The sequence below is a fragment of the Zhihengliuella halotolerans genome (assembly GCF_004217565.1).
In the GTDB taxonomy this organism is placed as follows: Bacteria; Actinomycetota; Actinomycetes; order Actinomycetales; family Micrococcaceae; genus Zhihengliuella; species Zhihengliuella halotolerans.
The window spans coordinates 623,123-640,240 of sequence record NZ_SHLA01000001.1 but is presented as its reverse complement, the minus strand read 5'-3'; the positions used below and the strand labels follow the sequence as shown (position 1 = coordinate 640,240).

Genomic DNA, 17,118 nt, shown 5'->3' with positions numbered 1-17,118 from the left:
ATGGGCCGAACCAAGCCGGCGTGGACCACCGACAGCGAGAACCTGGTGGTCCACGCCGACAACTCCGAGGTGCTCCCGCGCCTTCCCGATGGATCGTTCACGCTGATCTACGTCGACCCTCCGTTCAACACGGGACGCAAGCAGGCGCGGCAGTCGACAACGAGCGTGCGCGCTCTGGAGGGTGAGGGCGACCGCGTCGGATTCAAAGGTGTCTCCTATTCGACTCTACGCGGGGCGCTGCGCAGTTACGACGACGCGTTCGACGACTACTGGGGCTTCCTGGAGCCGCGGCTGCGCGAGGCCTGGCGCCTCCTCGCGGACGACGGCACGCTCTACGTGCACTTGGACTACCGCGAGGTGCACTACGCGAAGGTCATGCTGGATGCGATCTTCGGCCGGGAGAACTTCCTCAACGAGATCATCTGGGCGTACGACTTCGGCGGTCGCGCCAAGACCCGCTGGCCGTCCAAGCACGACACGATCCTGGTGTACGTGAAGGACCCGCAGAAGTACCACTTCGACTCGGCCGAGGTCGACCGCGAGCCGTACATGGCGCCCGGCCTCGTCACGGCCGAGAAGGCCGCGCTGGGCAAACTCCCGACCGACGTCTGGTGGCACACGATCGTCTCCCCCACGGGCAAGGAGAAGACGGGTTACCCGACGCAGAAGCCGCTCGGCGTGCTGCGGCGGATCATCGCGGCCAGTTCGCGCCCGGGCGACTGGGTGCTGGACTTCTTCGCGGGTTCCGGTACGACCGGTGCCGCTGCACTCGAGCTCGGCCGCCGCTTCGTCTGCGTGGACGCGAACCGTGAGGCCGTGAAGGTGATGCGGGCGCGCTTCGGCGACGCCGCCGTCGTCGTACCTGGCGTGAAGAAGCCCCGCTAGCGGATGTCGACGCCGACCGGGGCGGACCCGGTCCCGGCCGCGAGGATGAGGCCGAGGGCCTCGACGCTGGTCGAGTTCTCGCCGAGCCGGTTGGGTTTGCCGGCGCCGTGGTAGTCGCTCGAGCCGGTCGCGATCAGACCGTGCTCGGCAGCGATCCGGCGCAGCATGTGGCGACCGTGCTCGGGGTTGTCCCGATGCTCGATCTCCAGCCCCATCAGTCCTGCGGCGATCATCTCCTCGAACACCTCGTGGCCGACCACGCGCCCGCGCGCCGAGGCGACGGGGTGGGCGAAGACGGGCACACCTCCGGCAGCGCGCACGAGCCGCACCGCGTGCGCGGGCTCGATGGCGAAGTGGCCCACGTAGTAGCGCGAGCGCGGCGTCAGAACCGATTCGAACGCTTCGGTCCTCGTTGATACGACGCCCGCGGCCACGAGCGCGTCGGCGATGTGCGGGCGGCCCATCGTCGCCCCGTCCGCGGTGTGCTCCTGGACCAGCTCCCACGAGATCGGGAAGTCCTCCCCCAGCAGCTCGACCATCCGCCGGGCCCGCAGCACGCGCGAGTCCCGCGCCCGGTCGACCTCGGCCAGCAGCCCCGGGTCCTTCGGGTCGTGCAGGTAGCTGAGCAGGTGCACGCTGATCCCCGTGGAGGTCTTGCAGGAGATCTCCATGCCTGGCACGAATCCCACGCCGTAGTCCTCCGCTGCCTCGGCTGCCTCCGCCCACCCGGCCGTCTGGTCATGGTCCGTCAAGGCGACGACGTCGACGCCGGCTTGCGCAGCCGAGCGCATGAGCGCTCGCGGCGACTCCGTGCCGTCGGAGACTCGCGAGTGGGTGTGCAGGTCGATCAGCATGCCACCACTTTAGAGGTTCCGTCGCCGGAGGATGCGCGATGCTGCGAAAACCGTGCGAAACGCCCTCTCGCCGCTGTCATCGGTCGCGGATCTCGTTCTAAAAAAGTTCAGAATCTCTTCCATTTCTCGAATACTTGTACTAGGATTAGTTCATGGAAGCAGCCCTCCTGTTGAACCCCGAGGCGTACGTCGGTCTCTCGCCGGCGGACCGGGGTCGCGCCGTGATTGCGGCACTCGGAGGTACTGCTGGTGAGCTGGCCGCCCAGGATGATGAGGCGCTGATCGAGGCCACACGAACCATGGAAGCCGCAGGCCGCCAGCTGGACGCCCTTCGAATCCGTGGCGCCGGGGAGGTCGCCCTGCGGTCGGAGAAGTCCCTGGGCGAGGACCGGCTCTCAGCCCGGTTGGGGTGCCGGAACGAGATCGAACTGCTGCAGCGGCTCACCCGCCTGCCGTTCGGGCAGCTCAAGAAGCGGATCGCCCTGGACGCGGACACGCGTCCCACCGTCAGCGTGACCGGTACGCCGATCGAGGCCAAGTTCCCTCACATCGCCGGCGCCCTACACCAGGGACAGATCGATCCGGCGACCGCATCCCTGGTGACGGGGATGCTGAACAAGGTCGCCCGGCGTGCAGACCCGGCGCTGCTGGCCGAGGCCGAGGCCGAACTGGTGGACGCGGCCACCGGCGCCCTCTCCGCCCGCCTCATCCAGCAGTCCCAAGCCGAAGAGAACGGCACAGACAACTCTCCCGAGAACCCGGTGGTGCCGGATGAGGGGTTGGCGTTGAGCTACCCGCAGATGCTCAAGCTCGCCCACCAGTGGGGTGCCTGTCTGGATCAGGACGGCCCGGACCCTGCGGCCGAGCGGGCGCAGGGCAAGCGTTGCCTCACGCTCGGACCGCTGAAGGACGGGCTGGTGTCGTTGACCGGGTGGTTGATGCCCGAAGTCGCCGCTCACTTGCAGCGGGTCTTCGACGCGCACTCGAACCCCGCGGCCCGCACCACCGACGCCGAAACCACCGGTGCTGCTGCTCCGGTGTTGGACACGCGGACGGCGGCGCAGAAGCGCCACGACATCCTCATGGCGGTGGTCCAGGCAGCCTCGCGTTGTGAAGGCACCCCGAACCTTGGCGGTGACACCGCCACCCTGCTCGTGCACGTGAATGCCGAGGACTTGTTGGACCCGCAGGGCTACGCCGAGGTCGACGGGATTGATGTTCCGGTTTCCGGACGGATCGCTCACCGCACCGCGTGTACGGGGGCGGTGCAGAAGGTCGTGTTCGACACCCACGGGCGCATCATCAAGCTCGGTACGAAGGAGCGGGTGTTCACGGGGCATCAGCGCCGGGCCATCGCCGCCCGCGACGGCGGATGTGTGATCGCCGGTTGCACGATTCGGGCGGCCTGGTGCGAAGTCCACCACGTGAGCCCGTGGGCCCGGGGTGGGAAGACCACGATCGATAACGGGGTTCTTCTCTGCTGGCACCATCACCACAGCCTCGAGAAGTCTGGTTGGGAAATCGAGATGCGTGCGGGAGTCGTGTTCGTCAAGGCGCCGCCCTGGCTGGATGCGGGAGGAACCTTCGTGCCGGCGCCGACCTCGCAAACGAGGCAGCGGGCCAGGATGCTCGCCGCTGAGCAAGCTCGTCAGGCCGCGCCCAGTCGTGACCGACACGGCAGCGGGGACCGTCCCGGGCCCGGCGGCGGCAGAGGTGGCGGAGGCGGCAGCGACGGGGACGACCCACCCGACCCGCCAGCACCGCCCGACGGGAACCGCCAAGCTGCCTAACCCGCCGGGCCCTCCCGACGGACCCCACCGCGCCGCCTCAGCGGCAGCCACGACGAACACCTCCCGAACCGCGCCGGCCTGTCTGGGCCACGCGGGCAGGACACACCTCAGAACCCCTCACGGGACTGCGATCCGTCTTGTGACTTGTCTGTGCCAGCAAAGCCACACGCGATCATTCTTGATGCCTCGGCGAACTGTTTGAGACACTGGAGCGGTGATGACTGAAGAGAACAACACCTCGTCGAACGACACGCCTGACATGGCGACCGACCAGCCGATCGAGGACCGCGTGAACAACCGTTCGCAGCGGCCGTCGTCGGACGCATTCAAAGAGTTCATGGCCGGCCAGTGGGCCCCTGCGGACACGACACTGCCGCCGGAGGACGCCGTAGCACCCTTCGCCGCCAAGCGCCGGCTCGGGCTGTCGCAGCGATTCCCGGGCGAACGCCTGGTGATCCCCGCCGGACCGCTCAAGGTCCGCTCCAACGACACCGACTACCGCTTCCGCCCACACTCCGGCTTCGCCCACATGACCGGCCTGGGTCTGGACCACGAGCCCGACGCCGTGCTCGTGTTCGATCCGGTCGAGGAAGGCACCGGCGACGACGGGGGCAACCACCGTGCGACGCTGTACTTCCGCCCCATGGCCGGCCGCGACACCGAAGAGTTCTACTCCAATTCCCGCAGCGGCGAATTCTGGATCGGCCAGCGGCCGACCCTTCCGGAGCTGCGGGCGCGCCTGGGCATCCCGACCGCCCACATGGACGAGGCCCTTGAAGACGCCATCACCCGGGGCGCGGGGAATACCGCGCTCGGCGGGGTACGCATCCGCCTCCTGCGCGATGTGGACCTGAACTGCGACGCCCTCGTCGACACCTCGCGCATCAACACGGGAGTGGACCTCGAGGAGTCCGACAAGCTCGACGCCGAACTCCCGGAGGCACTCTCCGAGCTCCGCCTCGTCAAGGACGAGTGGGAGATCGAGCAGATGCGCGCCGCGGTCGACGCGACGATGAACGGATTCCACGACGTGGCCCGTGCACTGCCGCGCGCAGTCGAGCACAAGCGCGGCGAGCGCGTCGTCGAAGGCGCGTTCTTCTCTCGCGCCCGCGAAGAGGGCAACGACCTCGGCTACGACACCATCGCCGCTTCGGGCAACAACGCCACAGTGCTGCACTGGATGCGCAACTCCGGTCAGGTGAACTCCGGCGATCTCATCCTGGTCGACGCCGGCGTCGAGGCCGACTCTCTTTACACGGCCGACATCACCCGCACGATGCCTGTCAACGGCAAGTACACGGAGATCCAGCGCAAGATCTACCAGGCGATCGTCGACGCACAGGACGCCGCGTTCGCCGTCGCCAAGCCGGGCACCACGTTCCGCGATCTGCACACCGCGGCCATCACGGTACTCGCCGAGCGCCTCGACGCATGGGGCCTGCTGCCGGTCCCGCTCGAGGAGGCCCTCGCCGACACCGGCCAGCAGCACCGCCGCTGGATGCCGCACGGCACGAGCCACCACCTCGGCCTCGACGTGCACGACTGCGCGCAGGCCAGGCGCGACATGTACCTCGACGGCATTCTAGAGCCGGGCATGGTCTTCACGATCGAACCGGGCCTGTACTTCAAGGCCGAGGACCTCGCCGTTCCGGAGGAGTACCGCGGCATCGGCGTGCGGCTCGAGGACGACGTCCTCGTCACCGAAGACGGCTGCGTGAACCTCTCGGCCGAGTTGCCGCGCACCCCTGACGAGATCGAGGCGTGGATGGCACGGGTCCAGGCAGGCTAGGGCCCCGGGTACGACGACGCCCGGCACCTGAGCGCGAACTTCGCGTCCAGGTGCCGGGCGTCGTTGTTTCCGAGGGAGTCAGTCCCGCTTCTCGTCCTCCGCGGGCTCCGGCTCGCCGGCGCCATCCTGCTTCTGGGCCTCGGGCGCGGGTTCGGTGACGCGCACGCCGAACTGCGGGCGCCCGTCCGGCAGGTCGCCGTACCCGGGGCTCCCGGGCGCGGCGCCGGCCGAGGGCGTCGGCTCCTCCTGCGGGGCAGCGGGCGCAGAACCGGCCGACTCCGACGGCGGAGTCTGATCCTGCCGCGGCGGCGCCCACGCCGGGGTCACGTGCTCCGCCTGCACCCGGCTCATCGGCAGGCTGGAAGCCAGCCTGCGGGCTGCCGGAGCATGCTCGAAAGAGACGACGACGTCGTAGTATCCGGCCAGGAACTGGTTCGAGGAGGAGAAGTCGCGCTTGCCGCGACGGAACGAGTAGCCGACCACGCCGACGATCATCCAGATCGCCATGCCGAGCGCAACCGAGGAGAGGATCTGGCCGAGCGGGTTGCCCTCGTTGAAGAGGCTCAGCAGCAGGCCGACGAAGATGCCGAACATGGCACCCTGTGCGGCACCGGAGAGCGCCACCCGAGGGTAGGAGAGCTTCGCGGTCACGCGCTCCACGCTCTTGAGGTCGCAGCCGATGATGCTGACGTTGGAGACGGGGAAGTCGTTGTCCGCAAGGTAGTCCACGACCTTCTGCGCGTCGAGATAGGACTCGTAACGGCCAAGGACCTCACCGCGGGGAAGCGAGAGCAGGTCGTTGCTGGACTTGGGGGAACCGAACGGAGTGGACATGCCCCCATTCTGCCGTGTTTTCCTGACGATGACATGAAAAGGCTCCCGGTATCGCTGCCGGTGAACCGAAGCCGCGAAAGCGCACGTGACGCCACGCTTCACCCACCCCGTTTCGGGAGTCCTCGAGGCAGTAGCCTAGAAGTCATGAGCAGCAACCTCGCCACCAAGGTTTTCGTCGCACGCCTGCTCGGACTGGACGTATTCGACCCGCTAGGAGACCGCCTCGGCCGCCTGCGCGACGTCGTCGTGATCAATCGCGGTACCACCAAGCCGGCCCAGGTGGTGGGCCTGCTGGTCGAGGTCCCCGGCAAGCGTCGCGTCTTCGTACCCGTGACCCGCGTGCAGGCCATCGAATCCGGCCAGATCATTTGCTCTGGCTTGGTCAATCTGCGCCGCTTCCAGCAGCGCGGCGCCGAGCGGCTGGCTGTCGGCGAGCTCTTCGACCAGCGCGTCACATTCAAAGACGGGTCCGGGCCCGGCATCATCGAGGACATCGGGCTGGACCAGCAGCGCAACGGCGACTGGCACGTCTCGGCCTACTACGTGCGCCGCGGCGGCCGCGACACGGGGTTCCGCCCGTTCCGCCGGCTGGCCCGCGGCGAACGCATCGTCGTGGACTGGCACGAGATCCTGCACGTCGACGACTCGGAGCCGCAGGCGGCGACGCAGTTCGTCGCCGCCCACGACGAGCTGAAGCCGGCCGACTTCGCCGAAGCCCTCCACGAGATGCCCGACAAGCGCCGGCTCGAAGTCGCCGCGGAGCTGCAGGATGACCGCCTCGCCGTCGTCCTGCAGGAGCTGCCCGAGGAGGAGCAGGTCCAGATCCTCTCCGCCCTCGACATGGAGCGCGCCGCCGACGTGCTCGAGGAGATGGACCCCGACGACGCGGCCGACCTGCTCAACGAGCTGACGGACGAGCAGCAGGAGGCGCTGCTGCAGCTCATGGAACCCGACGACGCCGACGACGTCCGCCGCCTGCTCGAATACGAGGAGGACACGGCCGGCTCGCTTATGACGCCGGTTCCCGTCATCCTGCCGCCGGAGGCCACCGTGGCCGAGGCCCTGGCCTACGTCCGTCAGGAGGAACTCAGCCCGGCGACCGCCAGCGCCGTCTACGTGTGCCGCCCGCCGCTCGAGACCCCGACGGGCCGCTACCTCGGCGTCGTGCACCTGCAGGCGCTGCTGCGCACTCCCCCGCCGGAGTCCCTCGGCAGCATCATCGACACGGACCTCGAGCCGCTGAACGACATGTCGCCGGTCGAGGAAGTCGCCCGGGCGCTGGCGACGTACAATCTGACGAGCGCACCGGTCGTGAACACGCAAGGCCGCCTGGTCGGCTCGGTCACGGTCGACGACGTGCTCGACCACCTGCTCCCCGACGACTGGCGCACCCACGACGACGATCCGAAGGCGGTGTGACCATGCCTGAGAACAACCGGCTTCACCGGGCCCTCGACACCCCGATGGCAGCCCGCGCGCGCCTCTTCCCGCGGATGCGCCCGGACCCGGACGCGTTCGGCCGCGCGACGGAGGGTTTCGCCCGCTTCATGGGCACCCCGCAGTTCCTCGTCTACATGACGGTCTTCTGTGCCCTCTGGCTGGTCTGGAACACGGTGGCCCCGCAGGACTGGCGCTTCGATTCGGCCGCGTTGGGCTTCACGGCTCTGACCCTCATGCTGTCCCTCCAGGCCTCGTACGCCGCGCCGCTGCTCCTGCTGGCCCAGAACCGCCAGGACGACCGCGACAAGGTCTCGCTCACGGAGGACCGCAAGCGCAGCGAGCGCAACCTGCACGACACCGAGTACCTCACCCGCGAACTCGCCGCCCTGCGCATCGCGCTGCGCGACGTCGCGACCCGCGACTTCGTCCGCTCGGAGCTGCGCAGCGTGCTGGAGGAGATGGTCGAGTCCCACGACGGCGAGGAGATCAGGCTGCGGCGCGGGGCCAAGAAGCGCCCGAAGAAGAAGGAAACGCTCTCCGAGGCGACGACACAGCTGCCCGTTGTCGCCCCCGCAACCGACGAGACCTCAGGAGAACCGCAGCAGAAGTGACTTCCCCCGCGAATCCCGACCTGACCCGGCAACTGCACGCTGCGCTCACGCGTGTGCAGGACCCCGAGCTGCGACGCCCCATCACCGACCTCGGCATGGTGGCGGACGCCTCCGCGTACGACGACGGCACGGCCGGCGTCGCCGTGCTCCTCACCATCGCGGGGTGCCCCCTGCGCAACACGATCATCGACGACGTCACCGCCGCGGCCACGTCCGTCGACGGCATCGACTCCGTCGACGTGCAGCTCGACGTCATGACCCCGGAACAGCGGAAGGCGCTCAAGGACCAGCTCGCTTCGCGCACCGTCCCGTTCACGCAGCCGAATTCACTCACCCGCATCATCGGCGTTGCGAGTGGCAAGGGCGGCGTCGGCAAGTCGAGCCTGACGGTCAACCTGGCGTGCGCCATGGCCGCCGATGGGCTCCGGGTCGGCATCATCGACGCCGACGTGCACGGCTTCTCGGTTCCGTCCCTGATGGGTATCACGCAGGCGCCGACCCGCGTCGACGAGATGATCCTGCCGCCGGTCGCGTACGGGGTGAAGGTCATCTCGATCGGCATGTTCGTGGAGGGAAACCAGCCCGTCGTGTGGCGTGGCCCGATGCTTCACCGCGCGCTCGAGCAGTTCCTGACGGACGTGCACTTCGGGGACCTAGACGTCCTGCTGCTGGATCTGCCGCCGGGGACCGGCGACATCGCGATCTCCGTCTCCCAGCTGCTGCCCGCCTCCGGTCTGCTCGTCGTGACGACGCCGCAGTCCGCCGCCGCCGAGGTGGCCGAGCGGGCCGGAGCGGTCGCTTCGACGACCGGTCAGAAGGTCCTCGGGGTCGTGGAGAACATGTCCTGGCTCGAGCTGCCGGACGGCTCGCGCATGCACCCGTTCGGATCGGGCGGCGGCGAGCTGCTCGCGGCGCGGCTGACCGAGGGACTCGATACCGAGGTGCCGCTGCTGGGTTCGGTTCCACTCGAACCGCGACTACGCGAGGGCGGCGATGCCGGCACGCCGCTCGTGATCTCGGACCCGGAGTCGGCCGCGGCCGCGGAGATCGCGGGCATCGCCCGCCGTCTCACGCATACGCCGCGCGGCCTGGCTGGCAAACCCCTCAACGTCACGCCGAACTAGGCGCCCGCGGGTCAGGTCGCTTCGGTGTCGAAGGGCGCACGCTCGCCCTCATCCAGGCGCGGCAGGGCTGCCGCAGTGGCAGCACTTGGCGCCACGGCACGTGTGGAGGCGGGGATGGCCTTGCGGCTCGACGGAGCCTGCGGCGTCTCGCGTGCGGCCCGGGCCGCGTCCTCGAAGTCGTCGAGGAGGGCCTCTTTGATGATCCGGCGAGGATCGTACTGCCGCGGGTCGAGCTTGCGCCACTCGATGTCGGCGATCTCGTCGCCGACCTCGTCGCGCAGCTGGTCTTTGGCGCCTTGGGCCATTTTGCGCACGTTCTTCACCAGCTGCGCCAACTGCTGGGCGTAGCCGGGAAGTTTGTCTGGGCCGAGGATGAGGACAGCCAGAACCGCGAGGATGACGAACTCGCTGCCGTTGATACCGAACACGCCCTTGAGCCTACCTGCTCTCAGCCGTTGATTCGTAGTCGAACACGTTACTCGGCGCCTTCTAAGACGCCCATGCGGGCCAGTCCCTTCGCGAGCCGCGCAAACGCGTTGTCCGGCCTGGTCGGAGCGTGCTCCAGAAGGGCGTTCTCGGTCAGCAGGATCCGGTTGAGAACGGTTTCGTGCTCCGACTCGTCCTCGGTGAACGTCACCTCGTAGACGGCGTCCGCGGTGTCAATGAGCGACGGCTCCGCCGCGTTGGCGTTGACCGTCGTCGAGAGCGCACCCGCCGGGCCCAGCTCGCCCTTTGCCGCGGGGCTTTCGACGGCGGCGAGCGGCTCGGGCAACTCGGCCACGCGGCTGCCGCGGTCCTTGCGCTGCTCGCGGAGGACCACCTCCCCCGCGTGGCCCTCGTAGGTCAGGGTGACACGGGGCACGCCGTTGACGGTGGAGCCGACGGCCGCGCTGAGCTCGTAGCCGATCGAGTTCAAGGCGGGCAGGTTCCATCCATCGCGGCGCAGGTCAGCGACGGCCTGATGGGAGAGCTGTTCGCCCTCTTCATCCCAATTCTCCGTAATCGGCGCACCGGCGGGGCCGCTGGGGCCGGCACCGCCGAGTACCCATGCCGTCGACAGGAAGACGGCCAGCACTGAGCACACGGCGATGAAGGCGACCATCGGGATGAGCTCCCGCCGCGCGCTCCGGCGGCCCGGGGCCGGCGCGGTACGCGCGGAGAAGCCGACGGTGTCATGGGGTCCCGTGTCCGCGCCGACGGCGACGGCGTACGTCGTCCCGGACGCGCCGGCGTCGTACTCACCGGTGCGTGCCGACACCACCGGCAGGGCGGAGGTGAATCGCGCGGTGCGGGTGGCGCGCCGGCGGCGCTGCTCGAGTTCAACTCGGCAGTCGGCACACCGGGACACGTGGGATTCGAACCGCTCGACCTGCCGCTCGTTCAACTCCCCCAGCACGTACGGATCGAGCCATCGACGCATCGTATGCATAGACCGACCAGTTTACGAGGCCGCGCGCGTCACGCGGGGCAGCGACATCGTGGGCGTCTTGGGGCGGGCGGGGTTGCGGTGCGGCAGGCGCTCACGCAGCATCGCGCGGCCGCGGTGAATGCGGGAGCGGACGGTGCCAAGTTTGATGCCGAGCGCCGAGGAGACCTCCTCGTAGGAGAGCCCCTCGAGGTCGCAGAGGACGACGGCGGCGCGGAAGTCGACCGGGAGCGTAGCCAGCGCCTGCTGCACGTCGATGTCGAGGTTGTTGTGTTCGAAGAGCCGCTCGGGGCCCGGGTCCCGGCCGGGCAGGCGAGACTCGGCGTCGTCCGCCAGCGCGTCGAAGCGGATGCGGGACTTGCGACGGGCCTGGTCCAGGAAGAGATTGGTGGTGATGCGGTGCAGCCACCCGCCGAGGGTTCCGGGGGTGAACGAATCCAACGAACGGAAGACGCGGACGAAGGTTTCCTGGGTGAGGTCCTCGGCATCGTATGCGTTTCCGGTCAGGCGGAACGCCAGCCGGTAGACCTTCGCGGAGTGGTTCTCGACGATGGACTCCCAGCTGGGCACGGATTCCGAGGATTCGGCGGCCGAGAGGGCAGCGGATTCGGACGGGGCTGGCGATCGTTTCACGGCTTCAATGCTGGCAGATCAGGCTGTGAAATCGCTGTATAGCACACCGCAAGCCCCTGAAGATCCGGCGCTAGACTGGGTGTGTCCGCAACTGCCCCACCGAAGGAATCGCACCGCCCGATGAGCACCGACAAACACAGCAGCTGGTCCTACGCCGAGGCCCTGCCACTGGAAGACGACGTGCTCGCCCGCGCCCGCGACCGTGGCCACGAGCTCGGCGTCACGCCGGTCGGGACCGGCGCGGCGGCCCTGCTGACGGTTCTGGCCGCCAGCTCCGGCGCCCGCACCGCCGTCGAGATCGGGGCCGGCGTGGGCGTCTCCGGCGTGAGCCTGCTGCGCGGATTCTCGGCCCAGACGGTGTTCACGACGATCGACGTCGACGTCGACCACCTCTCCGCGGCCCGGACGGCCTTCCTCGAACTCGGCGTGCCGACGAGTCGCACCCGAACGATCTCCGGCCGCGCGCGCGACGTGCTGCCGCGGCTGACGACGAACGCGTACGACTTCGTGTTCATCGACGCGGACAAGCCCTCTCTCGTCGAGTACGTCGAACACGGCCTGCGCCTGCTGCGCCCGGGCGGCATGCTCGTGCTGCACGACGCCCTCGACGCGGACAAGGTTCCCCTGCCGGCCGTGCGCCAGCCCTCGACCGTCGCTGCCCGTCAAGCGGGCCGGCTCCTCCGCGAGAACGACGACGTCGTCTCGGCGCTGGTGCCCACCGGCACCGGGTTGTTCCTCGCCGTCAAACGCTAGGCGAGCCGCCCCGACACGCACGCGGCGGCCGGGCCGGGCTCCCCCGGTCCGGCCGCCGCCGTCGTCGTATGTGGTGACTCAGTCGGTGACACCGACCAGGCAGGCCTTCAGCTCGGCCGCTTCCTCGGCGTTCAGCTCAACCACGAGGCGTCCGCCTCCATCGATCGGAACCCGCATGATCAGGCTCCGGCCCTCTTTGGTAACTTCCATGGGTCCGTCGCCCGTACGGGGTTTCATCGCAGCCATTGGTGCTGTCATCCTTCCTCGACAAACGGAACCCCTGCGGCCCCGCCAAGCGGTGCGGCCGAACCCACCGGGGCCCGCCTCTGGCGCCCGATGCTTTCAACCTGCGTTTCATATTATTCCCAAGATCGCCCCGTGGTGCTAATCACAGGCCGACACGAACCGTCCGGGAGCCCGCATCAAGGCTCCTGCCGGCGGTCCGCCCCTGCGGCGGCGCGCACCTGATCCAGCTCACCGTGCAGCCGTTCGATCTCTGCGGAGAGCGCGTCGAGGACGTCGTCGACCTGGTCGCAACGGTAGCCGCGCGCCCCCAGCGAGAAGCGGACGTGCCGCACGTCTTCCGCCCGCATGCGCTCCGGCAGCAGCACGGGCGGCAGCGACGTCGTCGGCTCCCCCAGCTCCTGCGTGGGCAACGGCTCGCCGCTTCGACGGCGGCCCACGACCAGGAACACGGTGGCCCCGAGGACCACGATTGCTAGAAACAGCAGCACGTACTCCATGGCGCCCTACCCCTCGCCGGGACCCGCGGAGGCATCGGGGCGGTAGGCGGTCGCCCACCGCACGGCGTCCTCCGGGTCGTCCGTGAGGTGGAAGAGGTCGACGTCGCTGCTCGAAACGGTGCCCTGGGTGACGAGCGTGTTCTTGATCCAGTCCACCAGCGGACCCCAGAACGCGGTGCCGAAGAGGACGATCGGGAAGTTGGTGACCTTCTCGGTCTGCACGAGCGTCAGCGCCTCGAACAGCTCGTCGAGGGTGCCGAACCCCCCGGGGAGCACGATGAAGCCCTGCGAGTATTTCAGGAACATCGTCTTGCGGGCGAAGAAATAGCGGAAGTTGATGCCGAGGTCCACCCACTCGTTCAGACCCGTCTCGAAGGGCAGCTCGATGCCGAGGCCCACGGACGTCCCGCCGGCCTCGACCGCGCCCTTGTTCGCCGCTTCCATGGCGCCGGGACCGCCGCCGGTCATGACCGCGTAGCCGCGCCCGACAAGGAGCCGGGCGATGTTCTCGGCCTGCTCGTACTCCTTGCTGCCGCGGTGGGTTCGGGCAGACCCGAAGACGCAGATCGTCGGCCCCAGCTCGGCCAGCGTGCCGAAGCCCTCGATGAACTCGCTCTGGATGCGCAGCACGCGCCACGGGTCGGAGTGCACGAAGCTCGTATCACGCGGCGCGTCGAAGAGAAGCTCGTCGGCCTGCTTGATGTCGGCCTGCTCGCGGCGCAGGGTCACGGAGCCCTTGCGCCGCGCGGGGTCCGGCAGTGCGTCGAAGTCGCTCGAGGAGATGTGGTGGCGTCCCATGCGTCCAGCCTATGCCCGTTCGTTCCACCGGGTCGTATTGAGTTGCGAACGGGTTAAATTTTCTCAGGCAACCCCAAGACACCCTTGTGACCAGCCACACTTCGAGTATGGTCAGTCACATGAAAGAAACGCAGACCAACGAGGGTGGATCCGCCGGGCCGGTCGTGCGGATGAACAAGGTCAACAAGCACTACGGCTCCCTGCACGTGCTGCAGGACATCGAGCTCGAGGTCGCCCGCGGCGAAGTCGTCGTCGTCCTCGGCCCGTCGGGGTCCGGCAAGTCGACCCTGTGCCGTGCGATCAACCGGCTCGAGACCATCGACGACGGCGACATCTACATCGACGGCGCTCTCCTGCCCGAGGAGGGCAAACCGCTCGCCCAGCTGCGGGCTGACGTCGGCATGGTCTTCCAGTCCTTCAACCTCTTCGCCCACAAGTCGATCCTCGAGAACGTGACCCTGGGACCGATCAAGGTCAAGGGCATGAAGAAGGCGGCCGCGGAGGAGCTCGCGATGAAGCTGCTCACTCGCGTCGGCGTGGCCAATCAGAAGGACAAGCTGCCTGCGCAACTCTCCGGCGGGCAGCAGCAGCGCGTGGCGATCGCCCGCGCGCTGGCGATGAAGCCGAAGGTCATGCTGTTCGACGAGCCGACCTCGGCCCTCGACCCGGAGATGATCCAGGAGGTTCTGGACACGATGGTCGAGCTCGCTCAGGAGGGCATGACGATGATCGTCGTGACCCACGAGATGGGCTTCGCCCGCAAGGCGGCCCACCGGGTCGTCTTCATGGCCGACGGCCAGATCGTCGAGCAGGCCAAACCCGAGGAGTTCTTCACGAACCCGCAGTCGGACCGGGCCAAGGATTTCCTCGGCAAGCTGATCACCCACTGACCACTCATCACAAGGAGAAGAACATGCGCAAGAAGAATCTCGCGATGGCGTCCATGGCCGCCATCGCCGCACTGACACTGTCCGCCTGTGGCGGTTCCACCGACGACGACGGCGACGGGGCCGACGGCGGCGGAGACAGCATCCGAATCGGCATCAAGTACGACCAGCCGGGCCTCGGATTCCAGGAAGGCGCCGAATACACCGGCTTCGACGTCGACGTAGCCAAGTACGTCGCGAACGAGCTCGGCTACAGCGAAGAGAACATCGAATGGGTCTCCGCGCCGTCCGCCAACCGCGAGACGCTACTCGAGACCAACGGCGTCGACATGATCTTCGCAACCTACTCGATCACGGACGAACGCAAGGAGCGCGTCGCCTTCGCCGGACCGTACTTCGTCGCCGGCCAGGATCTGCTCGTCCGCGAGGACGACAGCGAGATCTCCGGGCCCGAGGACCTCGAAGGCAAGCAGCTGTGCTCGGTCACTGGCTCGACGTCGGCGAGCAAGCTGCAGGAGCTGCACCCGGGCATCGACCTCGTCGAGCAGGGCGGCTACGCGGACTGCCTCGGCCTGCTGGAGACCGGCGGCATCGACGCGGTCACCACCGACGACATCATCCTCGCCGGGCTGGCGGCCACGGAAGCCAACCAGGGCAAGTTCAAGGTGGTCGGCAACCCCTTCTCCGAGGAGAAGTACGGCGTGGGCCTGAACAAGGAATCCGACCAGTGCGAGGCCATCAACGAGGCCATCACCAAGATGATCGACGACGGCGCCTGGGAAGAGGCCGTCTCGACCAACACCGACGGCACCGGCTACGAGCCCTCCGACATGAACCCGCCGGAGCCCGACGCCTGCGCTTGAACCATGCTGTGACCTCGAGGGGCCGGCAGCCCGGCGCGAGCCGGGTGCCGGCCCCTCAGAGGTTCCACACCCACTGAAAAGGAGTTAGGCCGTGGAAGCCTACCTGTCTCTCTGGGAGACGTACGGGCCGCGGATGTTGGAGACCTTCTGGACCAACATCCAGCTCACTTTCTGGGCGGCGATCGCCTCGGTCACGCTCGGGGCGCTGCTGGCCCTGATGCGCATCTCACCCGTGACCAGCCTGCGCTGGGTCGGCGCTGCCTACGTGAACATCTTCCGCAACACCCCGCTGACGATCATCATGACTTTCGGTGTCCTCGTCCTCTTTGGTGTCTTCCAGGTCCAGATCGCGGACGACTTCAATCTGAACTTCTTCCGCATCGCGATCATCGGCCTCACGGTCTACCACGCGGCGTTCTTCTGCGAAGCGATCCGATCGGGCGTGAATACCGTCCCCCTGGGCCAAGCGGAGGCGGCCCGGGCGATCGGGTTGAGCTTCCTGCCGGCCGCCCGCCTCGTCATCTTCCCGCAGGCGTTGCGGGGTTCCATCGCGCCCATGGGCAACGTGCTCATCGCCCTGATCAAGAACTCGACGGTGGCAATGGCCGGTTCCGTCGCAGAGATCTCGGGGACCATGCGGACGATGATGGAGTTCCGGCCCGACGTCGGCATCCCGATCTTCCTCACCGTCGCGGCCTTCTTCGTGATCGTGGTCCTCCCGGTCGGCATGCTGGCGACATACCTGTCCAAGAAACTGGCGGTGACACGATGAGCGGTTCTGTCCTCTTCGATGCGCCCGGCCCCAAGGCCCGGCGCCGCATCCTGATCCTCAACATCATCGGCGCACTCGGCTTCATCGCGCTGATCGTCTGGGTGATCTCCGTCTTGGCGGACTACGGCCAGCTGGCACCCGAGAAGTGGACGTCCTTCACCCAGTCGAGCACGTGGCAGAACTACCTCCTGCCCGGCCTAATGAACACGTTTAAATCGGCTGCGATCGCGATCTTCACCTCGCTCGCGTTCGGCATGATCTTCGGCATGGGGCGACTGGCCCACAACAAGATCATCAACGGCATCAGCTCAGTCGTCGTGGAGTTCTTCCGCGCCGTACCGGTGCTGCTGATGATGATCTTCTTCTGGATCTTCTTCGGTCGTATGGGGATCGTCCCCCAGGGAGACGCCCCCTTCGTCGCCGTCGTGCTCGCGCTGACGCTCTACAACGGTTCCGTCGTCGCAGAGCTCGTCCGTTCGGGCGTGCACGGGCTGCCCAAGGGCCAGCGGGAGGCCGGTATCGCGATCGGCCTGACGCGGGGCCAATCACTGCGTTTCGTCGAAGTCCCGCAGGCTCTCGTGGCGATGATGCCGGCGCTGCTCGGTCAATTCGTCGTCATCCTGAAGGACTCGGCGCTGGGCGCAATCATCAACTACAACGAGCTGCTCTTCAGCTCGCGTCTGGTTGGTACGGGCAACGCGAATGTCTTCCAGGCCCTGCTCGTCGCCGCGGTGATCTTCATCCTGATCAACTTCGCGCTGACTTCCCTGGCCCAGTGGGTATCGACCCGCGTCGCCCGCCGGCGTGCACGCGCCGACGCCACGGACGAAGGACCGGGAGAAGCTCCCGGGCCCCCGCAGACGATGGGAACGACCGCCACGGTCTGACCGGTCTGTCGGCAAGCCGACGACGGCGC

The 17,118-nt window shown here is 68.0% G+C and carries 19 protein-coding genes; 11 read left to right on the top strand and 8 right to left on the bottom strand.

The genetic code is table 11. The annotated features are described in order from the left end of the window. Complete coding sequence (locus EV380_RS02875) at nucleotides 1–885, top strand: DNA-methyltransferase (RefSeq protein ID WP_102160883.1); 885 nt, start codon at nucleotides 1–3, stop codon at nucleotides 883–885. Here the strand turns inward: EV380_RS02875 and EV380_RS02870 are convergent. After that, nucleotides 882–1,739, bottom strand: a complete 858-nt coding sequence (locus EV380_RS02870) for a PHP domain-containing protein (protein ID WP_130449223.1) — start codon at nucleotides 1,737–1,739, stop codon at nucleotides 882–884. The two genes, EV380_RS02875 and EV380_RS02870, sit on opposite strands and share 4 nt — an antisense overlap. A 152-nt stretch (nucleotides 1,740–1,891) precedes the next feature. Here EV380_RS02870 and EV380_RS02865 point away from each other — a divergent pair, with 152 nt between their 5' ends. After that, nucleotides 1,892–3,529 carry an HNH endonuclease signature motif containing protein gene (locus EV380_RS02865; protein WP_130449221.1) on the top strand — a complete coding sequence of 546 codons (1,638 nt, stop codon included), beginning with the start codon at nucleotides 1,892–1,894 and terminating at the stop codon, nucleotides 3,527–3,529. Between the two features lie 217 nt (nucleotides 3,530–3,746). Then, nucleotides 3,747–5,318 (top strand): aminopeptidase P family protein, encoded by a 1,572-nt coding sequence (locus tag EV380_RS02860; RefSeq protein ID WP_130449219.1) that lies wholly within the window; start codon nucleotides 3,747–3,749, stop codon nucleotides 5,316–5,318. Between the two features lie 78 nt (nucleotides 5,319–5,396). Here EV380_RS02860 and EV380_RS02855 read toward each other — a convergent pair whose 3' ends face one another. Further along, entirely contained in the window at nucleotides 5,397–6,152 is a 756-nt protein-coding gene (locus EV380_RS02855) for a YflT domain-containing protein (protein ID WP_207219287.1), read from the bottom strand. Nucleotides 6,153–6,296: 144 nt separating this feature from the next. On the opposite strand from EV380_RS02855, the gene EV380_RS02850 reads away from it, so the two are divergent. From EV380_RS02850 to EV380_RS02840, 3 genes are read left to right on the top strand one after another with little or no spacing between them, the layout of a single operon-like run. Continuing rightward, nucleotides 6,297–7,571 carry a magnesium transporter MgtE N-terminal domain-containing protein gene (locus tag EV380_RS02850; RefSeq protein ID WP_102157470.1) on the top strand — a complete coding sequence of 425 codons (1,275 nt, stop codon included), beginning with the start codon at nucleotides 6,297–6,299 and terminating at the stop codon, nucleotides 7,569–7,571. A gap of 2 nt (nucleotides 7,572–7,573) precedes the next feature. Further along, nucleotides 7,574–8,203, top strand: a complete 630-nt coding sequence (locus EV380_RS02845) for a DUF1003 domain-containing protein (protein WP_102157469.1) — start codon at nucleotides 7,574–7,576, stop codon at nucleotides 8,201–8,203. Then, nucleotides 8,200–9,327 (top strand): Mrp/NBP35 family ATP-binding protein, encoded by a 1,128-nt coding sequence (locus EV380_RS02840; RefSeq protein WP_102157468.1) that lies wholly within the window; start codon nucleotides 8,200–8,202, stop codon nucleotides 9,325–9,327. The genes EV380_RS02845 and EV380_RS02840 overlap by 4 nt, the downstream gene beginning before the upstream one ends. A gap of 11 nt (nucleotides 9,328–9,338) precedes the next feature. On the opposite strand, the gene EV380_RS02835 is transcribed toward EV380_RS02840, so the two are convergent. Genes EV380_RS02835 through sigE form a run of 3 tightly spaced genes read right to left on the bottom strand, consistent with a single transcriptional unit; the run spans nucleotide 9,339 to nucleotide 11,386 of the window. Next, entirely contained in the window at nucleotides 9,339–9,755 is a 417-nt protein-coding gene (locus EV380_RS02835; RefSeq protein ID WP_130449217.1) for a sec-independent translocase, read from the bottom strand. A 47-nt stretch (nucleotides 9,756–9,802) separates the two neighbouring features. Further along, nucleotides 9,803–10,756, bottom strand: a complete 954-nt coding sequence (locus EV380_RS02830; protein ID WP_102157466.1) for a zf-HC2 domain-containing protein — start codon at nucleotides 10,754–10,756, stop codon at nucleotides 9,803–9,805. Between the two features lie 12 nt (nucleotides 10,757–10,768). After that, nucleotides 10,769–11,386: an RNA polymerase sigma factor SigE gene (sigE, locus tag EV380_RS02825; RefSeq protein WP_102157465.1), complete on the bottom strand. Its 618-nt coding sequence runs from the start codon at nucleotides 11,384–11,386 to the stop codon at nucleotides 10,769–10,771. Between the two features lie 120 nt (nucleotides 11,387–11,506). Between sigE and EV380_RS02820 the strand changes: the two genes are divergently transcribed. Continuing rightward, on the top strand, nucleotides 11,507–12,139 hold the full coding sequence (locus EV380_RS02820) for an O-methyltransferase (protein ID WP_130449215.1): 633 nt from the start codon (nucleotides 11,507–11,509) through the stop codon (nucleotides 12,137–12,139). 78 nt (nucleotides 12,140–12,217) lie between these two features. Here EV380_RS02820 and EV380_RS02815 read toward each other — a convergent pair whose 3' ends face one another. The 3 genes from EV380_RS02815 to EV380_RS02805 form a co-directional block, all read right to left on the bottom strand. Continuing rightward, entirely contained in the window at nucleotides 12,218–12,385 is a 168-nt protein-coding gene (locus EV380_RS02815; protein ID WP_102157463.1) for a DUF3117 domain-containing protein, read from the bottom strand. A gap of 176 nt (nucleotides 12,386–12,561) precedes the next feature. After that, a complete protein-coding gene (locus EV380_RS02810) occupies nucleotides 12,562–12,882 on the bottom strand; it encodes a DivIVA domain-containing protein (protein WP_242607481.1) in 321 nt (106 codons plus the stop codon). Between the two features lie 6 nt (nucleotides 12,883–12,888). Further along, nucleotides 12,889–13,680: an LOG family protein gene (locus EV380_RS02805; protein WP_130449213.1), complete on the bottom strand. Its 792-nt coding sequence runs from the start codon at nucleotides 13,678–13,680 to the stop codon at nucleotides 12,889–12,891. Between the two features lie 170 nt (nucleotides 13,681–13,850). Here EV380_RS02805 and EV380_RS02800 point away from each other — a divergent pair, with 170 nt between their 5' ends. The 4 genes from EV380_RS02800 to EV380_RS02785 all read left to right on the top strand — a co-directional run bounded on the left by EV380_RS02800 (nucleotide 13,851) and on the right by EV380_RS02785 (nucleotide 17,089). After that, nucleotides 13,851–14,570 (top strand): amino acid ABC transporter ATP-binding protein, encoded by a 720-nt coding sequence (locus EV380_RS02800; RefSeq protein ID WP_423219040.1) that lies wholly within the window; start codon nucleotides 13,851–13,853, stop codon nucleotides 14,568–14,570. A 23-nt stretch (nucleotides 14,571–14,593) separates the two neighbouring features. Continuing rightward, nucleotides 14,594–15,430 carry a glutamate ABC transporter substrate-binding protein gene (locus tag EV380_RS02795; RefSeq protein WP_130449209.1) on the top strand — a complete coding sequence of 279 codons (837 nt, stop codon included), beginning with the start codon at nucleotides 14,594–14,596 and terminating at the stop codon, nucleotides 15,428–15,430. A 91-nt stretch (nucleotides 15,431–15,521) separates the two neighbouring features. Beyond that, complete coding sequence (locus EV380_RS02790) at nucleotides 15,522–16,202, top strand: amino acid ABC transporter permease (RefSeq protein WP_242607480.1); 681 nt, start codon at nucleotides 15,522–15,524, stop codon at nucleotides 16,200–16,202. Further along, complete coding sequence (locus EV380_RS02785; protein WP_130449207.1) at nucleotides 16,199–17,089, top strand: amino acid ABC transporter permease; 891 nt, start codon at nucleotides 16,199–16,201, stop codon at nucleotides 17,087–17,089. Before EV380_RS02790 ends, EV380_RS02785 begins: the two co-directional genes overlap by 4 nt. Nucleotides 17,090–17,118: the final 29 nt, after the last annotated feature.